The organism is Serpentinimonas sp. SMBJO2 (genome assembly GCF_056341105.1).
The window spans coordinates 2,269,252-2,293,765 of sequence record NZ_CP150628.1 but is presented as its reverse complement, the minus strand read 5'-3'; the positions used below and the strand labels follow the sequence as shown (position 1 = coordinate 2,293,765).

Below are 24,514 nucleotides of genomic sequence, written 5' to 3'. Positions count from 1 at the left end.
AGCGCGCGCTTGCGCCGCCACGGCGATTCAGGCTTTGAAGTAACCTGCCGCGGCCCCGTTGCCCTGGGCAAAGGGGCTCGAGCGCCCCGCCAGCCGGCTGTAGGTTTTGAGGGCGTCGGCCGGGAACAGCACGTCGAGTGCGCGCTGCGCTCGGGCCGACAGGCGGGTGTTGGTCTGGCTCAGTTGCTGCAGATCGGTGCCCAGGCGTTGCCATTGCAGCACAAACTCGGCCGGCGCGGCAGCGCCGTGTGCGGCGGCTTGCTGCAGCAGCGGCAGGTGCTGGGCCATGCAACGGGCCAGTTCGGCGGCGCCGGCCACCAAGGCATCGGCGTTGTCGTGCTGGATCGACTCCAGCGCCAGCCGCTGCACCGCGGCGGCCGCCGTACGCAAGGCCATCAGGGATTCAAGCGCCAAGCCCCAATCGGGGCTGCCGGCGGGAGGAAGGCTGTGCGCCAAACCCCGGTTGCTCATCGCATGGGGGCGGCGCCGGCCTCGGAGCGCGGCGCCGCAGCGGCCACGCCAAGCATTTCACGCGCCTGAACCAGCATCTGGTCGGCGATGGCTTCGGCGTTGACCGAAAACGAGCCGTTCTGGATTGCGCTGCGCATGGCCTGCACTTTTTCGGCGTTGAAAACGTCGGCGCCGGAGCGCGCCACGTTGTGGGTCATGGTCTGGGTCACGGCCGACAACCGCACCTCGACGCTGGCCACGGAGGCCGTGTCAGGCGCACCCACCCCCTGAGCAGGCACGGCGGCGCGATCGAGCACCCGCGTGGGCGGGCTGACTGCAGCAGGCTTGTCGGTGAGGTTGTTGATGTTCATGACGCGCTCCAAACCCCAGATGAGTGGGGCACTTGAGAGCCTTATCGGCCGAATGAGGCCCGACTTTAACCTTTTTTTGCGGTTCTGGCTGTGGCGTTTGTGTCACAGGCGGACGGCGACCGTGTCGGCGTCGATGACCACCCCGTTGACGACTTGCCGATTGGGCAGCCGCACCCGCACCGCTTGGCCGCGCACCCCGTGGTTGAGCGCGGTGCCGCTGGCCGTGAGTGTAAAGCCTGCGCCCTGAAGCAGCAAGGTCACTGTGCTCCCGGACGCAAACAGCTGCGGGGCGCGCACCATGCCGGGGCGCAGCACCTGACCGGGTTGCAGCGCGCTCGCCGCCGCCAAGCCCAGCCACTGCTCGGGGCGGGTCAGCGGGGGTGTCGGGTGCGCGGCCCAGTCGATCTCGGCGGGCTCCAGGTCGGCCTCGGTCAGGGCAACCCCGTGGCGCACCGGCTGGCGCACCACCCAGGCCGGGCCCCAAGCGCGCACCTGGACGGGCAAAAACACCGTCCAGGCCACCGGGCCTTGCACGCAGCGCAGCCCAATGCGGGTGCGGCCCCAGAGCCGGGTGTTGTTGGGCATGAACGGTTCGACCTGGGCGCATGGGGCCAGTTGCAGCCGGCTGTCGAAGCGCCCCACCACCACTTCGGGGCGCAAGGGCAGGTCGGTGCTCACCTGGGCGATCAGCTGCTCGTTGATCCAGCGCTCGGTCTGTTGCGACCAGGCCTGGTGCGCAGGGCTGGGCTGGGTGGAGGCGGCGGCACCGCTCCAGCCCATTGCGAGCGCCAGCAGCCCGGCCAGCAGCAGGGCGGCACGCCGCACGCGGCCACGCTGCGGCCCTTGGCAGGAGCAGATTGGGTTCGGGCGCATGGGGGCAGCTGTGGTCAGGGACGGTGTCGCAGCACTGTAGCCCAGCCGTGGCTGCGGGTTGAGCGGAAATAGCCGGCCAATGGGCTGCTTATTCAAGGCTTGAAAAGGGCTCAAGTTTTCCACAATCGCGGCATCGGGGCCGTGCGTGCAGCCAGTGCCTCCCAACCAAAAGCCGCAGGAGCGCAAGATGTTTGAGCCACTGACCCGGCGCCTGGAGTTCTTCTCGGACGCGCTGCAGTTGCGCGCGCATCGCCAGCAGGTGCTGGCGAGCAACATCGCCAACGCCGAAACGCCCGGCTTCGTGGCGCGCGATTTCGACTTTCGTCAGGCCATGGACAGCGTGCGTGCGCGCAGCCCCGAATTGCGCGCCGGGGCCATGCCGGTGCTCACCGGCGGCAACACCCAGCATTTGCGCACGGCAGCGGCCATGGCGGATGTGCCAGACCGCCACCGCGTGCAGTACAGCGTCCAGACCCAGCCCAGCCTGGACGGCAACAGCGTGGACATGGACCAGCAGCGCGCCAACTTCGTCCACAACGCGGTCATGTACGAATCCACCTTGCGGTTCATCAACGGCCATGTGCGCACCATGCTGAGCGCCATCCAGGGCCAGTGAAGGAGAGCGATCGTGTCGATGTTCACCATTTTCAGCGTCTCGGGCAGCGCCATCAGCGCCCAGGCGCAGCGCCTCAACACCGTGGCCAGCAACCTGGCCAACGCCGACGCCGTGGCCGGCCCGGACGGCCAGGCCTACCGCGCGCGCCAGGTGGTGTTCCAGACCGTGCCCATGGGCAACAACCCGGCCTCGGCCGGGGTGCGGGTGCAGGACATCATCGAAAGCGCGGCGCCGAACCGGCGCGTCCACAACCCGCAGCACCCGAACGCCGACGCGCAAGGCTACGTCACGCACTCGAACGTGAACCCGGTCGAGGAGATGGTGAACATGATCGCCGCCTCGCGTTCGTACCAGAACAACGTCGAAGTCATGAACACCACGCGCAACCTGCTCTTGCGCACCCTGCAAATGGGCCAATGAGCCGCCCCCCCGGAGCCGCACCATGTTCATGACCCCCTTGAGCCGCAGCGAGATCGACGCCTACAACGCACGCGGCGGCAACCAGGCCCAGGCCAACGACCCACAGGCGGCACAGGACCGCTTCCTCAAGCTCTTCATCGCGCAATTGAGCAACCAGGACCCGCTCAACCCCATGGACAACGCGCAGATGACGACGCAAATGGCGCAGATCAACACCGTCACCGGCATCCAGCAACTGAACCAGACCGTCAAGAGCCTGGCGGCGCAGTTTGGCTTGACGCAAGGGGTGCAGGCGGCGACACTGGTGGGGCGCGAGGTGGTCACGCAGGGCAATGCCCTGAGCAGCGCCGCGGGCCAGGCCGTGGGCAGCTTCAGCCTGGCGCAAGCCGCCGACAGCGTGCGTGTGGATGTGCTCGGCCGCAGCGGCGAGTTGTTGGGCAGCGCGAACCTGGGGCCGCGCAGCGCGGGCTTGCAGCACTTCACCTGGGCGCTCGACGGCGTCGACCCGGCGCGCGTGGCCAGCATGCAGATCCAGGCCACGGCGGCGGGGCAGGCCGTCAGCGCCATGCCCCTGGCGCGCCAGCGCATCGAATCGGTCGGGGTGATCGAGGGCGCGCTGCAAATGCGCAGCGCCAGCGGCCAGACCCTGAACACCAGCGACGTGCTCGCCTTTCTCTGACACCGCCACGCACCCGAGGAGTTAGCCATGAGTTTCCAGACCGGCCTGTCGGGCCTGAACGCCGCCGCACGCAACCTGGACGTGATCGGTCACAACATTGCCAACGCCAACACCACCGGCATGAAGGCGAGCCGGGCCGAGTTTTCCGAGGTCTTTGCCTCGTCGCTGGGCGCAGCCGGCGGGGGCAATGCGGGCATAGGGGTGCAGGTGGCCACGGTGGCGCAACTGTTCAGCCAGGGCAATCTGAAAATCACCGGCAACCAGCTCGATCTGGCCATCAACGGCAGCGGTTTTTTCCAGGTGGCGGCGCCCGACGGTTCCACCCTCTACACCCGCAACGGCGAATTCAAGCTCGACCGCAACGGCTTCATCATCACCAACAACGGTTCGCGCCTGCAAGGTTTCCCGACCGACGAGTCGGGCAACCGCACCAGCGTGGTGCCAGCCGATCTGACCCTGCCCACCGGGGCGGCGATTGCCCCGCGCCGCACCGGCGACAACCCCGACCCGGCGCTGCAAGGCCTGTTCCTGAGCGCCAACCTGGACGCGCGCACTGCGCCGCAAGTGGTGCCACCGGCCACCGCCGCCAGTTTTCCCTTGAGCGAAGGCCAGAAAACCTTTGGCACCGCGACCAATGTCTTCGATTCGCAGGGCAACCCGATCACGCTGCAGATGTATTTCGTGCGTCTGCCTGCGGCCAACACCTGGGAGGTGCTGGCCAGCGCCGACAACGGCGTCTCGGGCATGTCCTTGGGCAACGTGGTGTTCGACGCCGCCGGGCAAGTCACCAGCGCCGCCCTGGCGCCGATCAGCATCTCGTCTGGCACCACGGTGCCGCCGCCGCCGGGCACGGTGCAGACCGGCAACGCCTCCATCCCCAGCGACGGCACCTTCACCTTCGACTTGCGCCTGGGTGATGCCACCGCCGGTTTCACCCTGACCCAATTCGGCAGCAAGTTTGGGGTTTTTGACCTGCGCCAGGACGGCTACAGCTCGGGCGAACTGACTTCGATCGACATTGCCGAAAACGGCGTCATTCTGGCGCGTTACTCGAACGGGGTTTCGATTGCCGAAGGCCAGGTAGCCTTGGGCAACTTCCGCAATCTGCAAGGCTTGCAGCCGGTCAACGGCGGTTTCTGGATCGAGACCATTGCCTCGGGCCCGGTGGTGCTGGGCGGCCCGCTGGAAGGGCGGCTGGGTCTGGTGCGGCAGAGTTCGCTCGAGGAGTCGAACGTGGACTTGACGCAAGAGCTGGTGAGCATGATCGTGGCGCAGCGCTCGTACCAGGCCAACGCGCAGACCATCCGCACCCAGGACCAGGTCATGCAAACGCTGGTCAACCTGCGCTAGTCGCCCTGAGCTGAAGGAGCCGCGCCATGGACCGCATGATCTACCTCGCCCTGTCGGGGGCCAACGCGGCCATGCACCGCAAGCAGGCCCTGACGCACAACCTGGCGAATGTGAGCACCAACGGCTTTCGCGCCGAGATGTCCACTTTCCGCTCGGTGCCGCTGCGCGGCGAGGGCGCGAGCACGCGCGCCTTTGCGCTCGAAGCCAGCGCCGGTCACTTGGACACGCCGGGCACGATCCAGCACACCGGGCGCAACCTCGATGTGGCCGCCGCCGGGCGCGCCTTCTTTGCCGTGCAGGCGCTGGACGGCACCGAGGCCTACACCCGCGCCGGCGCCTTGCAGGTGTCGTCGCAGGGGCAACTGGTGGGTGTCAACGGCCTGCCGATGCTCGACGACGGCGCGGCCCCGATCGCCGTGCCGGCCAATGCCCAGGTGATGATCGCCAGCGACGGCACGGTGAGCGCGCGCGTGGGCGCGGAGCCGCCGCAGGCGCTTGGGCGCCTCAAGCTGGTCACGCCCGACGACGCGGCACAGCGGCTGGTGCGCGGCAACGACGGTCTGTTTCGCAGCGCCGACGGCGGCCCGCTGCCTGCAGACCCAGCGGCCACGCTCATCGACGGCGCGCTCGAGGGCTCGAACGTGAACCCGATCGAGGCCATGATCGGCATGATCAGCGTACAGCGCCAGTTTGAACTGCAACTGCGCATGCTGCAAAACGCCGAGCGCAACGACCAGACCGCGGCCCGACTGTTGAACCTGCAGGGCTGAACCCGGCCCTTTGCACCTTAGGAGCACACCATGATCAACGCCTTGCAGATCGCCAGCACCGGCATGCGCGCGCAGCAAACCCAGCTCGACGTGATTTCGCACAACCTGGCCAACGTCTCGACCACGGGCTTCAAGCGCGGCAGCGCCATGTTCGAAGACTTGATCTACCAGAATCTGCGTCAGGTCGGGGCCCCCAACGCCGAACAGGCCGAACTGCCCACCGGCCTGCAGATCGGGCTGGGGGTGCGCACCGTGGCCACCGCGCGCACCTTCACCCAAGGCAGCTTGCAAAAGACCGAAAACCAGCTCGACGTGGCCATCAACGGCGACGGCTTTTTCCAGATCGAGATGCCCGACGGAAGCACCGCCTACACCCGCGACGGCAGCTTCAAGATCACCGCCGAGGGCCGCTTGGTGAACAACAGTGGCATGCCGGTGATCGGCGCCGTGACCATTCCGCGCGATGCGCGCAGCGTCACCATCGGCGCTGACGGCCAGGTGACGGTGCTGGTGGGCACCAACCCGGCACCGCAACCAGCGGGCACGATCACGCTCGCCACCTTCATCAACCCGGCGGGGCTCGAGCCGCGCGGCCAAAACCTGTTTACCGAAACCGCTGCGTCGGGTGAAGCCGCCGTGGGCGCACCCGGCAGCGAGGGGCGCGGGCCGGTGTTGCAGGGCTTTCTCGAGAGCTCCAACGTGAACGTGGTGCAAGAGTTGGTGGCCATGATCCAGACCCAGCGTGCCTACGAGCTCAACTCGCGCGCCGTCCAGACCTCGGACCAGATGCTGGCGCGGTTGGCGCAGATTTGAAGCGGGCTGCAGCGACGCCGCAACCGCGCCCTTGAACCCGACCGACCCACCGGAGACCGCACCATGAAGCCCCTACTGCCGCGCCGGCCCCTGCCGTTGCACCCTGTTTGCCCGGTGCGCAGCGGCGCACGCGGGTCGGTGCTGCTGGCGGCGCTGCTGGCGGCTGTGGTCTTGAGCGGCTGCGAAACCCTGTCGCAAGTGCCGCAGGTGGACCTGGCCCCGATGCCGCGCACACTCGACATCACACCCGCGCCGGTGGCTGCGGCACCGGTCAACGGCAGCCTGTTCAGCGCCGCCACTTTCCGTCCGGCTTTCGAGGATCACCGCGCGCGCCTGGTCGGCGATGTGCTCACGATCCAGATCAGCGAGCGCGTCAGCGCCACCCAGGAGAGCGCGACCACGGTCAACCGCAATTCGGAACTCAGCGCTGGGGTGTCGGCTTTTCCGCTGGCGCGTGCGCGCGAGCTCGGGCGCCTGCGCACCGCCGCCGAGACCGAAAACAGCTTCAACGCCGACGGCTCGACCGAGGCCACCCACACCTTTGCGGGCAGCATCACGGCGGTGGTGACGCAGGTGCTGCCCAACGGGCACCTGGTGGTGGTGGGTGAAAAGCAAATAGGCGTGAACCAGAACGTGGACGTGCTCAAGTTCTCGGGCACGGTCGATCCGCGCACCATCCGGCCCGGCAACACGGTGCAATCGACCCAGGTCGCCAATGTGCGCGTGCTCTCGCGTGGCCGTGGCGCGCAGGCCGATGCGCACACATTTGGCTGGCTGGCACGCTTCTTTTTGACGCTTATGCCGTTCTAAAGTTTTACACAATGGGCACGACGGCTGCGGTTGGCAGCCGCGCCCGCCGCACCGGAGTTTGTACGATGAACCGCCTACCCACCCCCCGAGCCGCCCGGCCCTGCGTTGCCGCAGGGCCTCTGGGTGCGGTGTGGGCGCTGGGGCCGGCGCGCCGTCGCCTGGGGCTGGCTGGGCTGTCGATCTGGGCTGCGCTGGCTGCACTGGCTGCACTGGTCATCGGGCTGCTGGCCGCCGGCCCCTTGCACGCCAGCACGCGCATTCAGGACGTGGCGGCGGTGCAGGGCGTGCGCAGCAACCCGCTGACCGGTTATGGGCTGGTGGTGGGGCTCGATGGCACCGGCGACCAGGCGGCCCAAATGCCCTTCAGCGCGCAGTCGCTGCGCAACTACCTCGAACAACACGGCCTGAGTCTGCCGCCGGGCGCCAACTTTCAGCCACGCAACGTGGCGGCGGTGTTGGTCACGGCGCAGTTGCCAGCCTTTGCCCAGCCGGGGCAGGCCATCGATATCACGGTGTCGTCGATTGGCAATGCGCGCTCGCTGCGCGGTGGCACCCTCATCACCACGCCCTTGCGCGGGGTCGATGGCCAGATTTACGCCTTGGCACAGGGCAACCTGATCGTCGGCGGCGCCGGCGCCGCAGCCGCCGGCGCCCAGGTGGTGATCAACCATTTGAGTGTGGGCCGCATCCCCAACGGCGGCCAGGTCGAGCGCAGCGTGCCCACGCCGCTTTTGCTCGGTACCACCATCGACCTGAACCTGAACGCCGCCGACTTCCAGACCGCGCGCCGGGTGGCGCTGTCGATCAACCAGGCCAAGGGCGCGGGCACGGCGCAAGCGCTCGACGGCCGCGTGGTGCGCCTGCGCGCCCCGACCGACCCCAACGAACGCGTCGCCTTTTTGGCCGACATCGAGCAGTTGCCGCTGCAACTGGCGCCGCCCACGGCGCGCGTGGTGGTGAACTCGCGCACCGGCTCGGTGGTCATGAACCAGAGCGTGACCCTGGCCCCGGCGGCGGTGGCGCACGGCAACCTCACGGTCACCATCCGCGTCACGCCGCAAGTGGCCATGCCGCCGCCGTTCGCGCCGCCCGGCACGCCACCGGTGGTGGTCGAACAGGCCGAGGTGCAGATCGGCCAGGAGGGCGGGGCGCTGATCCAGGTGCCTGCCAGCACCCAATTGAGCGAGGTGGTGCGCGCCCTCAACGCCATGGGGGCCACGCCCATGGATCTGGTCTCGATCTTGCAAGCCTTGCGCGCCGCCGGCTCGCTGCGCGCCGAACTCGAGGTGATCTGAGCATGAACCTGCAGCCTGCCACGGCCCCAGGCGCTGCACTGGCGCTGGCGCAGCAGCGCGGGCTGGCCGCCGACAGCAACGCGCTCAACCAGCTCAACCAGTTGGCCGGTCGCGACAGCCGCGCCGCCATCCGCGAGACCGCGCGCCAGTTCGAAGCCCTGTTCATGCGCGAACTGCTCAAGAGCATGCGCGAAGCGACGATGAGTACGGGACTGATGGGCGACGAAGCCGCTGGCTTGGGCAGCCAGTTGCTCGACGAGCAATGGGCCGTCAAGCTCACCGGACTGCCCAGGGGCTTGGGTGAAATGATCGAGCGCCAACTGATGCAGCAAACCCAGGGCGCGCAGGAGCCTGCCAGCGCCGGCCCGGCTGCGGCCCCTGCGGCCATTGCCGCGCGGCCACCGTTTGCCACCCCGAGCCCGAGCCAGGCCAGCTTCGTGACCCAGCACCGCCAGGCGGCGCAGCAAGTCGAGCGCGAGAGCGGCATCCCGGCCAGCTTCATGATCGGCAAGGCCGCGCACGAGACCGGCTGGGGCCGCAGCCCGATCCGCAACGCCGACGGCTCTGACAGCTTCAACCTGTTTGGCATCAAGGCCACGCCGGGCTGGCGCGGGCGCGTGGCCGAGATCACCACCACCGAGTACGTCGATGGCGCGCCGCAGCGCATGGTGCAGCGCTTCCGCGCCTACGACAGCCCGCTCGAGGCCTTTCGCGACTACGCGCGCCTGATCGGGAGCAGCCCGCGCTACGCCGAAGTGATGCAAAACCTGCACTCGGCGCGCGCCTTTGCCCGCGAGGTGCAGGAAGCCGGCTACGCCACCGACCCGCGCTACGCCAGCAAGCTCGAGCGCGTGATCAACGCCACCCTGAACGTCAAACGGGCCTTGGGCTGAACGGGGGGCACAGATGGGATTCAACGTCGGCGTCACGGCCCTGGTGGCCAACCAGGCAGCCTTGCAAGTCATCGGCCACAACATTGCCAACGTCAGCACGCCGGGGTTCTCGCGCCAGAACGTCGAACTCACCCAGGTGCCCGGGCAGCGCTTTGGCGCGGGCTACTTCGGCAAGGGCGTGCAGGTGGCGTCGGTCGAGCGCGCCTTCAACCCCTTCCTGACGCGCGAGGCGAACCTGACCGCAGCCGCGGCCGAGTCGGCCAATCTGCGTTTTCAGCGCCTGCAAACGCTCGAGCAGCTCTTTCCCATGGGGAACGACGGCATCGGGCAGCAGCTCAACGGCTTTCTCAACGCCTGGGCCGACACCGTGGCCTCGCCCACCAACCAGACCGCGCGCGGCGTGGTGCTGACGCGGGCCGAAGAGTTCGCCAGCCGGCTCAACCTGACGGCGCGCCAATTGGAAGAGCTGCGCGTGACCACGCGCATCCAGATCGAGGCCGGCATCGAGCAGGCGAACCGGCTCACCACCAGCATCGGGCAGATCAACCAGCGCATCATCGACGCCTTGGCTGGCGGTGCGCCGCCCAACGACTTGTTCGACCAGCGCGACCGGCTCGTGGCCGATTTGAACAAAATCATCCAGGTCAACACCTTGACGGCCGACGACGGGTCGTTGACGGTGTTCGTGGGCGGCAGCGTGCCGGTGGTGCTGGGCAACCGCGCCACCGCGCTGGTGGGCTCCGAGTCGGTCAGCGCCGAAGGCCGCTACACCCTGGGTTTTGGCAACGCGAACGCGATCATCAACGAGGGCCTGATCACCGGCGGCAGCCTCAAGGGCGCGCTGACCTTCTACAACGACGACGTGGGCGGCGTCAGTGCGCAACTCGGGCGGCTGGCGCTGGCCACGCTGGAGCTGACCAACCGCCAGCACCGCCAGGGCCTGGACTTGAACGGCAATGCCGGGCAGGATTTTTTTCGCGCCTTGCCTGCCGAGTATTTCTCGTCGGCGGTTTCGGTGGTGAGCGGCTCGGTCACGCCGCCAGGGTTGAGCTGGAGCATCGACGGCGCCGCCGACGCGCCAGCCAGTTTTCGCGCCTCCGACTACCGCATCAGCTTCAGCGCTGCAGGCACGGGCAGTCTGACACGCATCAGCGACGGGCACAGCGTCGCCTTTGGCCCACCCGATACCGATCTCACGCTCGACGGCCTGCGCTTCAGCGGGCTGAATCTGGGCGCTGCCAACACCGAGGTGCTGGTGCGGCCGTTTCGCGCCGCGCCTGCGGCCTTGGGCGTCAACCTGACTTCGCCTTCGCAACTGGCGCTCTCGAGCCCGGTGGTGGTGGCGGCGGCGCCGGGTAACTCGGGCAATGTCGAGGTGGTGTCCCTGCACCGCCCTGCGGGCGCGAGCGCGCCGCCGGCTTGGAGTTCGACCACGGTCGAATTTTTTCCCGGCGGTTACAGCACCGACGGGGGCCTTACGGTCTTGCCTTTTCGCTCTGGCACGCCCATCGTCGTCGATGGCTTTGCGCTCACTCTGCGCGGCGCGCCCTCGGTGGGCGACCGCTTTACCGTCAGCCCGGCCACCGGTTTGGACATGCGCCAAAACGCCGGCAACGGTCAGGCGCTGCTGGCCTTGCGCGACCTCGATGCGCTCGACGGCTACAGCCTCTCCGATGGCTACATTCCGGTGTTCGTGGCGGTTTCGTCGAGCATTCAGATCGCCAAGGCCGAGTCCGAATTTTCTACCCGCGTGGCAGCCCAGGCCGAGACCGCGCGCGCCAACCAGGCCGGCGTCAACCTCGACGAGGAGGCGGCGCGCCTGCTGCAGTTTCAGCAAGCCTACCAGGCCAGCGCGCGCTATTTGCAAGCCGTCCAGTCGGTTTTCGAGACCCTGTTGGCCACCTTTGGCCGTTGAGGAGTGTGATCCATGGCTATCGTCCGTGTGGCTACGGCGCATCTTTTCGACGCCGGCATGACGCGCATCAACCAGCGCAGCTCCGAGCTCAACGACCTGCAGGAAAAACTGGCTGCAGGCAGGCGCGTGTTGCGCGCCAGCGATGACCCGGTGGCCGCCACCATGGCCGAGCGCGAGAGCAACCGACTCATGCGCAACGGGGCCGATATGCGCGCGCTCGAGCGCTCGCGTGCCAGTTTGCAGCAAGCCGAAGCGGCAGTGGGGCAGATGGGCGAGGTGCTGGCGCGTTTTCAGGAGCTGTTGGTGCAGGGGGGCAATTCGACCTTGTCGGATCGCGACCGCCTCACCCTGAGCGCCGAGATGCGCGGCCTGCGCGACCAGATGCTGAACCTGGCCAACGTGCAAGATACCGAAGGCAATGCCTTGCTCGGTGGCCTGGGCGTGACCGACCCGAGCGGGCGCCCGTTTGCCGAAGTCGGCCCGCCCACCGCCGTCGTCTCCAACCTGATTCCGGGCCAGGCCGCAGCCACCGAACTGGGCTTGCCCAACCGCGTCGACGGCGACTTTGCCTTGCGCAACCTCGCCTCCACCGACCCGGCCGTGGTCGGCAGCACGGATCTGTTTGCCATCATGCAGCGCGCCATCGAGGCGCTCGAAGACCCGGCCCTGAGCGTGGCTGCGCGCACCCAGGCGCTGGGCTACGCCAACGCCGACCTGCAAACCGGGCAGGACCGGTTGCTGCTGGTGCGCGGGCGCCTGGGCGAACTGCTGCAGCGCGCCGACAGCATCTCCAGCCTGCTGCAAGACCGCGACCTGGCCGGCCAGCAGGCGCTGTCGCAACTGACCGACCTGGACATGGTGCGCGCCATTTCCGAGTTCCAGACGCGCCAGCTCGGGCTGCAAGCGGCGCTGCAGTCCTATGGGCAGGTGCAGCGCTTGTCCTTGTTCCAGTTCATCGCCTGAAGCGTTCGAGGTGCCACGCCAGCGCCCGCTCGGGCTGTGCGCGGCGCACAAAAAAGCCGGGAGGCTCTGCAGCCCCCCGGCTTTTGCATAGGCCCGCCAGCCCTGAGCCCAGAAGGCTCGTGCCGGCGGCCAGTGGCATCACGCCAGCGGCATCACATGTCCATGCCGCCCATACCGCCCATGCCCCCCATGCCGCCGCCCGGCATGGCCGGTGCGTCGTCTTTGGGGGCTTCGGCCACCATGGCCTCGGTGGTCAGCATCAGCGCCGCCACCGACGCGGCGTTTTGCAGCGCCGTGCGCGTGACCTTGGTCGGGTCCAGAATGCCCATGTCGATCATGTCGCCATAGGTGTCGTTGGCGGCGTTGAAGCCGTAGTTGCCCTTGCCGGCCAGCACCGAGTTGACGACCACGCTGGGCTCGCCGCCGGCGTTGGCGACGATGATGCGCAGCGGCTCTTCGACCGCGCGCAGCACCAGCTTGATGCCGGCTTCCTGGTCGGCGTTGTCGCCCTTGACCGCGCCGATGGCCTGGCGTGCGCGCAGCAGCGCCACGCCGCCGCCGGCCACGATGCCTTCTTCGACGGCCGCGCGGGTGGCGTGCAGCGCGTCTTCGACGCGGGCTTTTTTCTCTTTCATCTCGACTTCGGTGGCCGCGCCGACCTTGATCACCGCCACGCCGCCGGCCAGCTTGGCCACGCGCTCTTGCAGCTTCTCACGGTCGTAGTCGCTGGTGGCTTCCTCGATCTGGATGCGGATTTGCTTGACGCGCGCCTGGATGTCGTCTTCCGAGCCAGCACCGTCGATGATGGTGGTGTTCTCCTTGGCGATTTCCACCCGCTTGGCCTGGCCCAGGTCGGCCAGCGTGACCTTCTCGAGCGTCAGGCCGACTTCCTCGGCGATCACCTTGCCGCCGGTCAGGATGGCGATATCTTCCAGCATGGCCTTGCGGCGGTCGCCAAAGCCCGGGGCCTTGACTGCCACCACTTTCAGGATGCCGCGGATGGTGTTGACCACCAGCGTCGCCAGCGCTTCGCCTTCCACGTCTTCGGCAATGATCAGCAGCGGACGGCCGGCCTTGGCCACGGCTTCGAGCGTGGGCAGCAGGTCGCGGATGTTGCTGATTTTCTTGTCGAACAGCAGCACGAACGGGTTGTCCAGCAGCGCCGCTTGCTTTTCCGGGTTGTTGATGAAGTAGGGCGAGAGGTAGCCGCGGTCGAACTGCATGCCTTCGACGATGTCGAGCTCGTTGTCCAGGCTCTTGCCGTCTTCGACCGTGATCACGCCTTCCTTGCCCACTTTGTCCATCGCCTTGGCGATGATGTCGCCGATGCTGGCGTCGGCGTTGGCCGAGATGGCGCCCACTTGCGCGATTTCCTTGCTGGTGGTGGTGGGCTTGGAGGCCTTTTTCAGCTCTTCGACCAGGGCCGTGACGGCCTTGTCGATGCCGCGCTTGAGGTCCATCGGGTTCATGCCGGCGGCCACGTACTTCATGCCTTCGCGCACGATGGCTTGGGCCAGCACGGTGGCGGTGGTGGTGCCGTCACCGGCGTTGTCGCTGGTCTTGGAAGCGACTTCCTTGACCATCTGCGCGCCCATGTTCTGCAGCTTGTCCTTGAGCTCGATTTCCTTGGCCACTGACACACCGTCCTTGGTCACGGTGGGGGCACCGAAGCTGCGCTCGAGCACCACGTTGCGGCCTTTGGGGCCCAGGGTCACCTTCACGGCGTTGGCCAGGATGTTCACACCCTCGACCATGCGGGCGCGGGCTTCGCCGCCGAAAACTACGTCTTTTGCTGCCATTTGTTGCTATCCTTGAAATGTGTGGGGGTGAAACGGGGGCGCGCTTCAGCGCACGACGACGGCGAACAGGTCGTCTTCCTTCATGACCAGCAGCTCGTCGCCATCGACCTTGACGGTCTGGCCGCTGTACTTGCCAAACAACACGCGGTCGCCGACTTGCACGCTCAGGGCTTTGGTTTCGCCTTTGTCGTTGGTCTTGCCCGGGCCGACGGCCAGCACTTCACCCTGGTCGGGTTTTTCGGCGGCGTTGTCGGGAATCACGATGCCCGAAGCGGTTTTGGTTTCCTGTTCCAAGCGCTTGACGATCACGCGATCGGCGAGGGGGCGAAGTTTCATGGGTACTCCTGTCACAAAAAAGGCACACACAACGGTGCAGTTGCTACGAAAGTCGTGGGGGCCGGCTGCGGCTGCCCTGGGCAGGCCGCTGACCGAGTCTGCTGTTAGCACTAACCACCAACGAGTGCTGATGATAAGGCCGCAGCGCCGGTTTTCAAGGGGGGGCGGCGAAAAACTCCGCATCGGCCTGCGGCCACAGCCCGACCAGGCGCTCGTGCGGCCAGCCGGTCAGGCGCTGCAGCAGCGCCCAGTCGAAGCCCGGCCCGGGGTCGGCCTTGCGACCGGGGGCGATGTGCTGGTGCCCGGCCACGTGCTCGATCGGGTAGCGCCCCGCCAGCTCGAGGCACAGCGCGGCCAGCGTCGGGTACTGGGCCGGCTCGAAGGGCTCGCCCTCCAGGCCTTCGAGCTCGATGCCGATCGAAAAATCGTTGCAGTTGGGCCGGCCCAGCCACTGCGAGGCCCCGGCGTGCCAGGCGCGGCGCTCGCAGTCCACAAACTGCAGCAGCTCGCCGCAGCGGCGGATGTAGTAGTGCGCCGACACCTGCAGGCCCCGGATCGACTCGAAGTAGGGGTGCGCGCCCCAGTCCAGCGTGCCGGCAAACAGCTGCTCGACCTGCGGGCCGCCGTACTGCCCCGGCGGCAGGCTGATGGAGTGCAGCACCAGCAGCGTGATGCGCGCCCCCGGCGGGCGCGCGCCGTGGTGCGGGCTGGGGCAGCGGCGTGGGGTGGGCAGGGGCACGGCGGGCGGGCTTTGGGAGCGAAGTGGGTTTGGGAGGCTGAGGTTCAGGCCATCGAGTCTAGCTGGAGTGGACGCCACTTCGACCCACTTCGACCCGAGTCGCTCCAGATGCCGACCGCGCTGGCTTACACTTGCCGCCATGCAAGCCGACTCCAGCCCCCCACCTGCCCCCAAACCCGATCCCGATTCGGGGTGCGGTGGAGCCGCTGCGCCGCTGCCGCCGCCGCGGCGCATCAAGGGCATTTACGTGCTGCCCAACCTGATCACGCTGGCAGGGCTGTTCGGTGGCTTTTATGCCGTGGTCATGGCCATGAACGACCGCTTCGACCTCGCTGCCCTGGGCATTTTCGCCGCCATGGTGCTCGACAGCCTCGACGGCCGGGTGGCGCGCCTGACGCGCACGCAAAGCGCCTTTGGCGAGCAGATGGATTCGCTGGCCGATATGGTCTCCTTTGGCGCCGCGCCGGCGCTGGTGGCTTACGAGTGGGCGCTGTACGACCTCGGGCGCTGGGGCTGGATCGCCGCTTTTGTCTATTGCGCCTGCGCGGCGCTGCGGCTGGCGCGCTTCAATGTCAACACGGCCGTGGTCGATCGGCGCTACTTCCAGGGCCTGCCCTCGCCGGCGGCGGCGGCGCTGGTGGCGGGCTTCATCTGGCTGGCAACCGAATTCGAGCTCAGTGCCCCCGATCTGGTCTGGCCGATGTTCGCCCTCATGCTCTATGCCGGGCTGACCATGGTCTCCAACCTCCCCTTTTACAGCTTCAAAGACCTCAAGCTCAAGCGCAGCGTGCCCTTTGTGGTGATCGTGCTGGTGGCGCTGGGGATCGCGGTGATCAACATCCACCCGCCGCTGGTGCTGTTTGGCCTGATTGCGGGCTATGCCGCCTCGGGTTACGTGGTCTATGGTTGGCGCAAGCTGCGCGGCGAGCCCACCAGCGTGGTGAGCACCAGCACCCACGACCCGGACGAAAAAGACCTGCACCGCTGATCGAAGCGGCCTGAAGCCACCCGTTCATGCCGGCCTCGAGGCCCCACACCCCCTGCCGGCGGCGCAGCACATGCGCGCCATAGCCCCAAGGCCGCCACGGTGATAGGCAGGGGCAATCGCCCGCCCGGCTGGGCATGTTATATTGTTGTCATGCAAGACCTGCGCGCGCTTTCGCTACTACCCCGGACTCACCACGGGTCGGCGAGTTAGCGCACGCCTTTTTTGCACAACGGCCCGTTTGCACCCGCAGCGGGCCGTTGGTGTTTTTGGGGCTGCGGGCAACATGAGGTTGCGGACACACCGCTTGGAGCACTCACATGAGCGACAAACTGATCATTTTCGACACCACCTTGCGCGATGGCGAGCAGTCGCCCGGGGCCTCCATGACCAAGGACGAAAAGCTGCGCATCGCGCGCCAGCTCGAGCGCCTGAAGGTGGATGTGATCGAGGCCGGCTTTGCTGCCGCCTCCAACGGCGACTTCGAAGCCGTCAAGGCCATCGCCGACGCCATCAGGGACAGCACCGTGTGTTCGCTGGCGCGCGCCAACGAGCACGACATCAGCCGCTCGGCCCAGGCGCTGGCCGGCGCGCGCAGCGCCCGCATCCACACCTTCATCGCCACCAGCGCGCTGCACATGGAGAAAAAGCTGCGCATGACGCCCGAGCAGGTGTTCGAGCAGGCGCAGCAGGCGGTGCGGCTGGCGCGCCAGCTCTGCCCCGACGTCGAGTTCAGCCCCGAAGACGGCTACCGCAGCGACCCCGACTTTTTGTGCCGCGTGATCGAGGCGGTGATCGGCGCCGGCGCGCGCACCATCAACATCCCCGACACCGTGGGCTACGGCGTGCCCGAGCTCTACGGCAACTTCATCAAAATGCTGCGCGAGCGCGTGCCCAACTCCGATCTCGCGGTCTGGAGCGTGCACTGCCACAACGATCTGGGCATGGCGGTGGCCAATTCGCTCGCCGGCGTCAAGATCGGCGGCGCGCGCCAGGTCGAGTGCACCATCAACGGCCTGGGTGAGCGCGCCGGCAACTGCGCGCTCGAAGAAATCGTCATGGCCGTGAAAACGCGGCGCGATTACTTTGGCCTCGAAGTCGGCATCGACACCACGCAGATCGTGCCCGCCAGCCGCATGGTCAGCCAGACCACCGGCTTTGTGGTGCAGCCCAACAAGGCCGTGGTCGGGGCCAACGCCTTTGCCCACGCCAGCGGCATCCACCAGGATGGCGTGCTCAAGGCGCGCGCCACCTACGAGATCATGCGCGCCGAAGACGTGGGCTGGAGCGCCAACAAGATCGTGCTCGGCAAGCTCAGCGGCCGCAACGCCTTCAAGCAGCGCCTCGACGAGCTCGGGATCGCGCTGCACAGCGAAGTCGAGCTCAACGCCGCCTTTGCCAAGTTCAAGGAACTCGCCGACCGCAAGTCGGAAATCTTTGACGAAGACATCCTGGCGCTGGTCAGCGACGAAAGCGTGACCCCCGACCAGGAACACTACGCGCTGGTGGCGTTGGCCCAGCACAGCGAGACCGGCGAGCGCCCGCAGGCGCGGGTGGTGTTCACCATCGGCGGCAAAGAGTACTGCGGCCAGGCCGAGGGCAACGGCCCGGTGGATGCGTCGCTCAAGGCGATCGAGAGCCACGTGCACAGCGGCGCCGAGCTGCAGCTGTATTCGGTCAACGCCATCACCAGCGGCTCGACCGAAAGCCAAGGCGAGGTCACGGTGCGGCTGCAGCACGCCGGCCGGGTGGTCAACGGCGTCGGCGCCGACCCCGACATCGTGGTCGCGTCGGCCAAAGCCTACCTGAGTGCCCTCACCAAGCTGCACAGCAAGGCCGAGCGCGTGCAGGCGCAGGGCTGGCCGGTCTGAAGCGCAGGCCGCCCGGGCTGCGCTGCGCCGGCCTCGATCAGATCAGGGTAAACCCTTAGGTGGCCACAAAAATGTTGTGATGAGGGCTTAAAAACCCCTCACAAGCGCCTGAATCTGGATTGGTTTTTGATTTTTCTCTCTATACTGGCGGGCCCAGCGCCTGTTTCTAGAGGGTAGTAAGACATGAACCGATACCAAATTGTGCTGCGCCCCGGCTGGTCGGCGGCCCTGCTGCTTGGGTGCACGGGTTTGCTGCTGCCCGTGTACGCCCAAACGCCTTTTCCTGCCAAGCAGCGCGTGGCAGCGCCCGAGGTGCGCATCGAGGGGGCCCGGGCCGCGCCCGTGCCGGCCAGCAGCGCCCGAGCCGAGCGCGAGCGCGCCGTGGCGCCGCAGGCCAGCCGCCCCGGTGCCGCCGCCTTGGCAGTGCCCGAATCTGCAGGGCAACGCTTTGCCGCCAAGGTGCAGATCGCCACCGACGCGCAGATCGAGCGTGCGCGCCATGCGGCGGCACAGTCGCAGCGGGTGTCGGTGGTGGTCGCGGCGGCGCCGGCCCAGCCGCCGCGCGAGGCCGCCCCGGCTGCGTCTGCTGCGGCCGGCGAGCGCGCCAGCCCGATGCAGGCCGAGCGCCTGGGCCTGCGCGTGGCCGACGACCCGCTCGAGCTCGATTCGGGCGTGGCGCTGCTGGTGGATGCGCACACGGGCGAAATCTTGCTCGGCAAAAACGACACCGTGGTGTTGCCGATCGCCTCCATCACCAAGCTCATGACGGCGATCATCGTGGTCGATGCCCGGCAGGATCTGGACGAAATGCTCACCATCACCCAGGCCGACATCGATCGGCTGCGTGGCAGCGGTTCGCGCCTGCCCGTGGGGGCGCAGCTGACGCGCGGCCAAGCCCTGCATCTGGCCTTGATGTCGAGCGAAAACCGCGCCGCCCACGCGCTGGCGCGCCATTTCCCCGGCGGCGTGCCGGCTTTTGTGCGGCAAATGAACCGCAAGGCGACCGAGTTGGGTATGCACGACACCCACTTCGCCGACCCCACCGGTTTGTCGGGCGGCAACCGCTCCAGCGCCCGCGACCTGGCCATGCTCACGGCGGCCAGCTCGCATCGCCCCTTGGTGCGCGAGCTGTCGGTCTCGCCGCAGTACCAGCTGGCGCTCGGGCCGCGCACGATCACCTACCGCAACAGCAACATGCTGGTGCGCAACGGCGACTGGGAAATCAACCTGCAGAAAACCGGCTTCATCCGCGAGGCCGGGCGCACGCTGGTGATGCAAGCCGATGTGTCGGGGCGGTCGCTCATCTTGGTGCTGCTGGGTGCCAGCGGCAGCCAGGCGCGCGCCACCGACGCCGAGCGGCTGCGCCGCTGGGTGCTGCGCAGCCTGTTTTCGAGCGGCCCGCGGCCGGCCGATGCGCTGTCGGCCAGCGAGCACGAGCGCTCAGGGCTGCTGCAGCCGAGCTGACCGCCACACGCTGCGGCTTGATCGCGGCCTGACCCGCGGCGGCTTGATCGCGGCCTGGCCCGCTGCGGCACCCAAGCAGGCCATGGCACCCAGCCCGCGCATCAGGGCGGGCTGGGTTCGGTTTGCCAGCCCAGCGCGGCGCTGATCTGCGCCGCGCTGGCGCGCAGCTTGGGCAGCCAGCTTTCTTCGAGCCGATCGGCCGGGGCCGAGATCGACAGGCCCGCCACCAGCCGGCCCTGGTCGTCGTAAATGCCGGCGGCCATGCAGCGCACCCCCAGCTCCAGCTCCTCGTTGTCGCGCGCCACGCCGTGGCGGCGGCACAGCGCCAGTTCGCGCTCCAGCAAGGGCAGCTGGGTGATGCTGTTGCGCGTCTGGCCCATCAGCCCGGTGCGGCTGGCGTAGGCGCGCAGGCGCTGCGGATCGTCGGCGGCCAGGAACAGCTTGCCGACCGAAGTCAGGTGCAGCGGCGCCCGGCCCCCGATGGCGCGCACCACCTGCATGCCCGAGCGTTCGCTGTAGGCGCGTTCCACGTAAATGATCTCGTCGCCCTGGCGCACGCTCAGGTTGACCGGTTGCTGGATTTGCTTGTGCAGCTCGCGCATGGGCAGCAGCGCCGCGTCGCGCACGCTCAGGCGCCCCTTGACCAGGTTGCCGAGCTCGAGCAGGCGCATGCCCAGCCGGTAGGCGCCGGGTTCGGGCCGCTCGACCAGGCGCCCCAGAGCCAGGTCGTTGAGGATGCGGTGCGCCGTCGAAGGGTGCAGGCCGGTGCGCTCGCTGATCAGCCTGAGCGGCACCGGCTCTTCGTGCGCGGCCAGCACGTCGAGCAGTTGCAGGATGCGTTCGATCACTTGCACGCTGGGCTTGGGCGGCGGGATGGGCAGGGGGGCGCTGTGCGGGATGCGGTTCATGGGGCTTGAGCCTAGGCAAGATGCAAGGCACCGCATTTTATCTGGTGAAACGCGATCGCATGCCCAGGCCCAGGTCTTGCGGCTGTGCCGCCGGCGCAGTCCAGCGCGCAGGCGGGGCTTGCCAGCGGCCACCGAGCAGCAGCTGGTGCGGCTGAAAGCGGCTTTTGTAGCTCATCTTGGGGCTTGCCTCGATCCAATAGCCCAGATAGAGGTAACGCAGCCCCAGCTGACGCACCTGTTCGAGCTGCCACAGCACGCAGTAGCTGCCGTAGGCGGCGCTGGGGTCGGGGTCGTAGAAGGTGTACACGGCCGACAGGCCGTCTTCGAGCACATCGAGGATCGAGACCATGCGCAACGTCTCGGCGCCGCTTTCGGGCGCAGGTTCGTTGAACTCGACCAGCCGCGTGTCGGCGCGGCTTTGCAGCAGAAACTGGCGGTACTGTTCGAGGTCGTCGTGGTCCATGCCGCCGCCGGGGTGGCGCTGGCGCTGGTAGCGCAAGTACAGTTCGTAGTGCGCCGGTCGCAGGCCCAGCGTGAGCACGCGCGCTTGCAGGTGGGCGTGGCGCTTCCAGGCGCGGCGCTGGCTGCGGCTGGGCTCGAAGGCTTGCGCGTCCACGCGCAGCGGCACGCAGGCCTGGCAGCCGTCGCAGTGCGGCCGGTAGGTGTAGAGCCCGCTGCGCCTGAACCCTTGGGCCACCAGCTGCGCGTAGGTGTCGCCCCGGATCAGGTGACTGGGCGAGGCCACGAGCGAGCGCGCCGTGCGCGCGCTCAGGTAGCTGCACGGGTAGGCTGCGGTGGCGTAAAACTGCACGGTCTGCAGCGGGAGTTCCTGCGGGTGCGTCACGGCGGTGGGGGTGGGGTGCGGGGGTCGGGGTTGGGAGCCAACAGGCTTTGCCAGTGTACGGGTTCGAAGCGCCAGACCGGGCTGGGCGCGGCCAGGGCCGCTTTGGCGGTGCGCAAAAAGTCGCTGCGCGACAGGGTGCGGGCGCCGAGCGAGGCCAGGTGCGCGGTGTCTTGCTGGCAGTCGATCAGCGGCACCTGCCAGGCGCGGGCGCAAGCCACCAGCGCCGCCAGCGCGATTTTGGAGGCGTTGGGGCGGCGGCTGAACATCGATTCGCCAAACACCATGCGCCCCAAGTTGACGCAGTACAGGCCGCCGACGAGTTCGCCCTGATGCCAGGTCTCGACGCTGTGTACGCAGCCGGCCTGGTGCCAGGCCAGATAGGCGTCGATCATCGGCGGCACGATCCAGGTGCCGCGCTGGCCTTGGCGTGGGCTGTGGGCGCAGGCGCGCAGCACGTGCTCGAAGGCGCTGTCGATGCGGATCTCGAGCGCGCCCGAGCGCAAGCCGCGCCGGATCTCTTTGCGCAACGAGGGGTGGAGCCTGAAGTCGGCCGGGCGCAGCGCCATGCGCGGGTCGGGGCTCCACCACAGGATGGGTTGCTCGCCGCTGAACCAGGGAAAGATGCCGCTGGCATAGGCGCGCGCCAAGGTGGCGCAGTCGAGCGCGCCACCGGCGGCCAGCAGACCCGGAATCGGGTCGCCCTCTGCCCAGGCCTGCTCGACCGGCGGAAACGCCTGCCCCGGCTCCAACCAGGGCAGGGCGTGGCGCGGGCCGGGTGGACGGCTCATGGGCGTGGTGGGGCTGGGGCCGCCGCATTGTGCAGCGCCGTGTCGCACCAGGCGGCCACGTGGCACTGCGCGCACTGCGGCGCACGCGCCCGGCAGACGTAGCGCCCGTGCAGGATCAGCCAGTGGTGGGCGTGGCGCAGATACGCCGGCGGGATGCGCGCCAGCAGGCCCCGCTCCACCTCGAAGGGCGTGCGCCCCGGCGCCAGACCGCTGCGGTTGGCAAGCCTGTACACGTGCGTGTCCACCGCCAGCGTGGGTTCGCCAAAAGCCACGTTGAGCACCACATTGGCGGTTTTGCGCCCGACGCCGGGCAGGGCCTCGAGCGCGGCGCGGCTGCGCGGCACCTGCCCGCCGTGGCGCTCGATCAGCAGCTGGCAGGTTTGCAGCAAATGGCGCGCCTTGCTGCGGTACAGCCCGATGGACTGGATGTGCGCCTGCACCTGCTCGAGCCCGAGGGCCAGCATCTGTGCCGGCGTGGAAGCGGCGGCAAACAGGGTGCGGGTGGCGCGGTTCACGCTCACGTCGGTGGCTTGGGCGCTGAGCAGCACCGCGCACAGCAGCTCAAAGTCGCTCTTATACTCCAGCTCGGTTTCGGGCTCGGGGTTGGCTGCCGCCAAGGCGGCAAAGAACGGCTCGATGTGTACTGGTTCCATGGCGAGGATTTTCACCCATGAGCGCACCCCCTGCGATCCGTTTTGCCGATCGCCTCGCGCAGATCGAGACATCGGCCATCCGCGAGCTGTTCAAGCTGTTGGGCCAGCCCGGCATCATCAGCCTGGCGGGCGGCTTCCCCGACGCGGCGCTGTTCGACGTCGAGGGCATCCGCGCCGCCAGCGAGCGCGCCCTGAGCACCGACCCGGCCGCCGCCTTGCAGTACGGCGCCACCGAAGGCTACCAGCCGCTGCGCGAGCAACTGGCGGCGCTCATGGCCGCCAAGGGGGTGCAGGGGCTGGCGCCCGAGCAGCTCATCGTCACCACCGGCAGCCAGCAGGCGCTGGACCTGATCGGCAAGACGCTGATCTCGCCGGGCGACAAGGTGATCGTCGAGGGGCCGACCTTTCTGGCCACGATCCAGTGTTTTCGCCTCTATGGCGCGCAGTTGATCACGGCCCCGATCGACGCCGACGGGGTCGATGTGCAGCGGCTCGAGGCGCTGATCGCCGAGCACCGGCCCAGGTTTGTCTATCTGGTGCCCAGCTTTGGCAACCCCAGCGGCGCGCTGCTGAGCCTGGAGCGGCGCCGGCGCGTGCTCGAACTGGCGCGGCGCACCCAGACCCCGATCCTCGAGGACGACCCCTACGGCGACCTGTACTTTGGCGCCGCCCCGCCGCCCAGCCTGCTGGCGCTGAGCGCCGAAGTGGCGGGCAGCCGCGACTGGCTGCTGCACTGCGGCTCGCTGAGCAAGGTGCTCAGCCCTGGGCTGCGCATCGGCTGGCTGGTGGCGCCGCCCGAGCTGCTGGCCAAGGCGGTGATGTGCAAGCAGTTCAGCGACGCCCACACCAGCACCTTTGCCCAGGCCACGGCGGCGCAGTACCTGCAAGGCGGCCGCCTGGCTGCGGCGCTGGCGCGGGTGCGCGCGGTCTATGCCGAACGCGCCCAAGCCCTGGGCGCCGCGCTGCGCCGCGAGCTCGGGGCGGCGATCGATTTTGTGCCCCCTCAGGGCGGTTTGTTCATCTGGGCGCGCCTGACCGGGGCCGGTGGCGCCTGCGCCGACGGCCAGGCGCTGGCGCAGCGCGCCGTGCAGCAAGGCGTGGCCTTCGTGCCGGGGCGGCCCTTTTATGCCTGCGACCCCGACCCGGCGACGCTGCGCCTGAGCTTTGCCACCGTCGATGTCGAGCGCATCCGCGAAGGCGTGGCGCGGCTGGCGCGGGCGCTCCAGGCGGGCTGAGAGGCTGGGGGCAGGCGCAAAGGCTGCGGCGCGGTCTAGAACCAGTGCGCCAGCCACAGCCGCAGCCGCATCCCGGCCCCGGTGGTGAAGCCCACGGTGGCAAAGCGCAACCGGCCCTCGGTGTCGATCACCGCGAACGCCGGCACCGAGCGGTAGCCCAGCGCCTGCGCCAGGGTGCCGCGCGTGTCGATCACGCTCAGCCACGGCAAACCGCGCTGCTGCTGGTGGCGCAGCACCTGCGCCGCCGGGCCCGACTGCATGGCCACCGTGAGCAGCGGCCAGTCCTGCCCCAGCCGCGTGACGCTGCCCTCCATGCCGCGGCAGATGGGGCACCACTCGGCCCAGATGTAGAGCGCCACCGGCCGCGTGCCGGCGTCGGGGGGTTGCCCCAGGCGAGCGGCGGCCAGGGCCTGCGCCAGGCTGCCGCTGTGGCTGCTGCCGTCGCGGCCCAGCCACTGCACCGGCTGGTGGAGGTCGAGCACGGCCGGCACGGCGCGCGTCTGCCAGGCTTGCACGCCCAAAAACACCGCCAGCACCAGCGCCACGGTGAGCAGGTGCGAGCGCCAGCGAGGCCAGCGCGAGGGTGGGGTGGGAGTATTCATGTCCGCCCTATTGTCGCCGCTCTGGCCCCGGTGTGCTGGCGTGCGGGTCGGTAGGCTTCGGCGGCGTGCTAC

26 protein-coding genes are annotated in these 24,514 nt (G+C 68.5%); 15 read left to right on the top strand and 11 right to left on the bottom strand.

Going from position 1 to position 24,514, the window contains the following annotated elements; all coding sequences use genetic code 11:
* Positions 1-27: 27 nt before the first annotated feature.
* The 3 genes from AAAZ40_RS10630 to flgA form a co-directional block, all read right to left on the bottom strand.
* Positions 28-396, bottom strand: coding sequence for a hypothetical protein (locus AAAZ40_RS10630; RefSeq protein ID WP_476660340.1), 369 nt, complete (start codon positions 394-396; stop codon positions 28-30).
* A 71-nt stretch (positions 397-467) separates the two neighbouring features.
* Entirely contained in the window at positions 468-821 is a 354-nt protein-coding gene (gene flgM, locus AAAZ40_RS10625; protein WP_476660339.1) for a flagellar biosynthesis anti-sigma factor FlgM, read from the bottom strand.
* Between the two features lie 102 nt (positions 822-923).
* Positions 924-1,694, bottom strand: a complete 771-nt coding sequence (gene flgA, locus AAAZ40_RS10620; RefSeq protein ID WP_476660338.1) for a flagellar basal body P-ring formation chaperone FlgA — start codon at positions 1,692-1,694, stop codon at positions 924-926.
* Between the two features lie 187 nt (positions 1,695-1,881).
* On the opposite strand from flgA, the gene flgB reads away from it, so the two are divergent.
* The 11 genes from flgB (at position 1,882) to AAAZ40_RS10565 (ending at position 12,218) form a co-directional block, all read left to right on the top strand.
* Complete coding sequence (gene flgB, locus AAAZ40_RS10615; RefSeq protein WP_476660337.1) at positions 1,882-2,310, top strand: flagellar basal body rod protein FlgB; 429 nt, start codon at positions 1,882-1,884, stop codon at positions 2,308-2,310.
* A 12-nt stretch (positions 2,311-2,322) separates the two neighbouring features.
* Positions 2,323-2,730, top strand: coding sequence for a flagellar basal body rod protein FlgC (flgC, locus tag AAAZ40_RS10610; protein ID WP_476660336.1), 408 nt, complete (start codon positions 2,323-2,325; stop codon positions 2,728-2,730).
* Between the two features lie 22 nt (positions 2,731-2,752).
* Positions 2,753-3,409 carry a flagellar hook assembly protein FlgD gene (locus AAAZ40_RS10605; protein ID WP_476660335.1) on the top strand — a complete coding sequence of 219 codons (657 nt, stop codon included), beginning with the start codon at positions 2,753-2,755 and terminating at the stop codon, positions 3,407-3,409.
* 27 nt (positions 3,410-3,436) lie between these two features.
* Positions 3,437-4,759 carry a flagellar hook protein FlgE gene (gene flgE, locus AAAZ40_RS10600; RefSeq protein WP_476660334.1) on the top strand — a complete coding sequence of 441 codons (1,323 nt, stop codon included), beginning with the start codon at positions 3,437-3,439 and terminating at the stop codon, positions 4,757-4,759.
* 26 nt (positions 4,760-4,785) lie between these two features.
* Positions 4,786-5,529 carry a flagellar basal body rod protein FlgF gene (locus AAAZ40_RS10595; protein WP_476660333.1) on the top strand — a complete coding sequence of 248 codons (744 nt, stop codon included), beginning with the start codon at positions 4,786-4,788 and terminating at the stop codon, positions 5,527-5,529.
* Positions 5,530-5,559: 30 nt separating this feature from the next.
* Positions 5,560-6,342 carry a flagellar basal-body rod protein FlgG gene (gene flgG, locus AAAZ40_RS10590; RefSeq protein WP_476660332.1) on the top strand — a complete coding sequence of 261 codons (783 nt, stop codon included), beginning with the start codon at positions 5,560-5,562 and terminating at the stop codon, positions 6,340-6,342.
* A 63-nt stretch (positions 6,343-6,405) separates the two neighbouring features.
* Positions 6,406-7,152 (top strand): flagellar basal body L-ring protein FlgH, encoded by a 747-nt coding sequence (locus AAAZ40_RS10585; protein WP_476660331.1) that lies wholly within the window; start codon positions 6,406-6,408, stop codon positions 7,150-7,152.
* 65 nt (positions 7,153-7,217) lie between these two features.
* Positions 7,218-8,447, top strand: coding sequence for a flagellar basal body P-ring protein FlgI (locus tag AAAZ40_RS10580; RefSeq protein WP_476660330.1), 1,230 nt, complete (start codon positions 7,218-7,220; stop codon positions 8,445-8,447).
* 2 nt (positions 8,448-8,449) lie between these two features.
* On the top strand, positions 8,450-9,340 hold the full coding sequence (gene flgJ / locus AAAZ40_RS10575) for a flagellar assembly peptidoglycan hydrolase FlgJ (protein ID WP_476660329.1): 891 nt from the start codon (positions 8,450-8,452) through the stop codon (positions 9,338-9,340).
* Between the two features lie 13 nt (positions 9,341-9,353).
* The gene (gene flgK / locus AAAZ40_RS10570) at positions 9,354-11,255 is read left to right on the top strand and encodes a flagellar hook-associated protein FlgK (protein WP_476660328.1); all 1,902 of its coding nucleotides are present in this window, start codon (positions 9,354-9,356) and stop codon (positions 11,253-11,255) included.
* A gap of 12 nt (positions 11,256-11,267) precedes the next feature.
* The gene (locus AAAZ40_RS10565) at positions 11,268-12,218 is read left to right on the top strand and encodes a flagellin N-terminal helical domain-containing protein (RefSeq protein ID WP_476660327.1); all 951 of its coding nucleotides are present in this window, start codon (positions 11,268-11,270) and stop codon (positions 12,216-12,218) included.
* Positions 12,219-12,370: 152 nt separating this feature from the next.
* Here AAAZ40_RS10565 and groL read toward each other — a convergent pair whose 3' ends face one another.
* The 3 genes from groL to ampD form a co-directional block, all read right to left on the bottom strand.
* Positions 12,371-14,017, bottom strand: coding sequence for a chaperonin GroEL (groL, locus tag AAAZ40_RS10560; protein WP_476660326.1), 1,647 nt, complete (start codon positions 14,015-14,017; stop codon positions 12,371-12,373).
* A 45-nt stretch (positions 14,018-14,062) separates the two neighbouring features.
* On the bottom strand, positions 14,063-14,353 hold the full coding sequence (gene groES / locus AAAZ40_RS10555; protein WP_029463242.1) for a co-chaperone GroES: 291 nt from the start codon (positions 14,351-14,353) through the stop codon (positions 14,063-14,065).
* Positions 14,354-14,507: 154 nt separating this feature from the next.
* Positions 14,508-15,092, bottom strand: a complete 585-nt coding sequence (gene ampD / locus AAAZ40_RS10550; protein ID WP_476660325.1) for a 1,6-anhydro-N-acetylmuramyl-L-alanine amidase AmpD — start codon at positions 15,090-15,092, stop codon at positions 14,508-14,510.
* A gap of 139 nt (positions 15,093-15,231) precedes the next feature.
* Between ampD and pssA the strand changes: the two genes are divergently transcribed.
* The 3 genes from pssA (at position 15,232) to AAAZ40_RS10535 (ending at position 19,412) form a co-directional block, all read left to right on the top strand.
* Entirely contained in the window at positions 15,232-16,080 is an 849-nt protein-coding gene (gene pssA / locus AAAZ40_RS10545) for a CDP-diacylglycerol--serine O-phosphatidyltransferase (RefSeq protein WP_476660324.1), read from the top strand.
* Positions 16,081-16,397: 317 nt separating this feature from the next.
* Complete coding sequence (locus AAAZ40_RS10540; protein WP_476660323.1) at positions 16,398-17,948, top strand: 2-isopropylmalate synthase; 1,551 nt, start codon at positions 16,398-16,400, stop codon at positions 17,946-17,948.
* 183 nt (positions 17,949-18,131) lie between these two features.
* Positions 18,132-19,412 (top strand): D-alanyl-D-alanine carboxypeptidase family protein, encoded by a 1,281-nt coding sequence (locus tag AAAZ40_RS10535; RefSeq protein WP_476660322.1) that lies wholly within the window; start codon positions 18,132-18,134, stop codon positions 19,410-19,412.
* 101 nt (positions 19,413-19,513) lie between these two features.
* Here the strand turns inward: AAAZ40_RS10535 and AAAZ40_RS10530 are convergent, their stop codons facing one another.
* From AAAZ40_RS10530 to nth, 4 genes are read right to left on the bottom strand one after another with little or no spacing between them, the layout of a single operon-like run.
* Positions 19,514-20,320 carry an IclR family transcriptional regulator gene (locus AAAZ40_RS10530; protein WP_476660321.1) on the bottom strand — a complete coding sequence of 269 codons (807 nt, stop codon included), beginning with the start codon at positions 20,318-20,320 and terminating at the stop codon, positions 19,514-19,516.
* 37 nt (positions 20,321-20,357) lie between these two features.
* Complete coding sequence (locus tag AAAZ40_RS10525) at positions 20,358-21,164, bottom strand: arginyltransferase (RefSeq protein ID WP_476660320.1); 807 nt, start codon at positions 21,162-21,164, stop codon at positions 20,358-20,360.
* Positions 21,161-21,952 (bottom strand): leucyl/phenylalanyl-tRNA--protein transferase, encoded by a 792-nt coding sequence (aat, locus tag AAAZ40_RS10520; protein WP_476660319.1) that lies wholly within the window; start codon positions 21,950-21,952, stop codon positions 21,161-21,163. Before aat ends, AAAZ40_RS10525 begins: the two co-directional genes overlap by 4 nt.
* Entirely contained in the window at positions 21,949-22,605 is a 657-nt protein-coding gene (nth, locus tag AAAZ40_RS10515; protein ID WP_476660318.1) for an endonuclease III, read from the bottom strand. The genes aat and nth overlap by 4 nt, the downstream gene beginning before the upstream one ends.
* Positions 22,606-22,640: 35 nt before the next feature.
* On the opposite strand from nth, the gene AAAZ40_RS10510 reads away from it, so the two are divergent.
* On the top strand, positions 22,641-23,840 hold the full coding sequence (locus tag AAAZ40_RS10510; protein ID WP_476661732.1) for an aminotransferase-like domain-containing protein: 1,200 nt from the start codon (positions 22,641-22,643) through the stop codon (positions 23,838-23,840).
* Positions 23,841-23,875: 35 nt separating this feature from the next.
* On the opposite strand, the gene AAAZ40_RS10505 is transcribed toward AAAZ40_RS10510, so the two are convergent.
* Entirely contained in the window at positions 23,876-24,442 is a 567-nt protein-coding gene (locus tag AAAZ40_RS10505) for a redoxin family protein (protein WP_476660317.1), read from the bottom strand.
* Between the last annotated feature and the right edge of the window lie 72 nt (positions 24,443-24,514).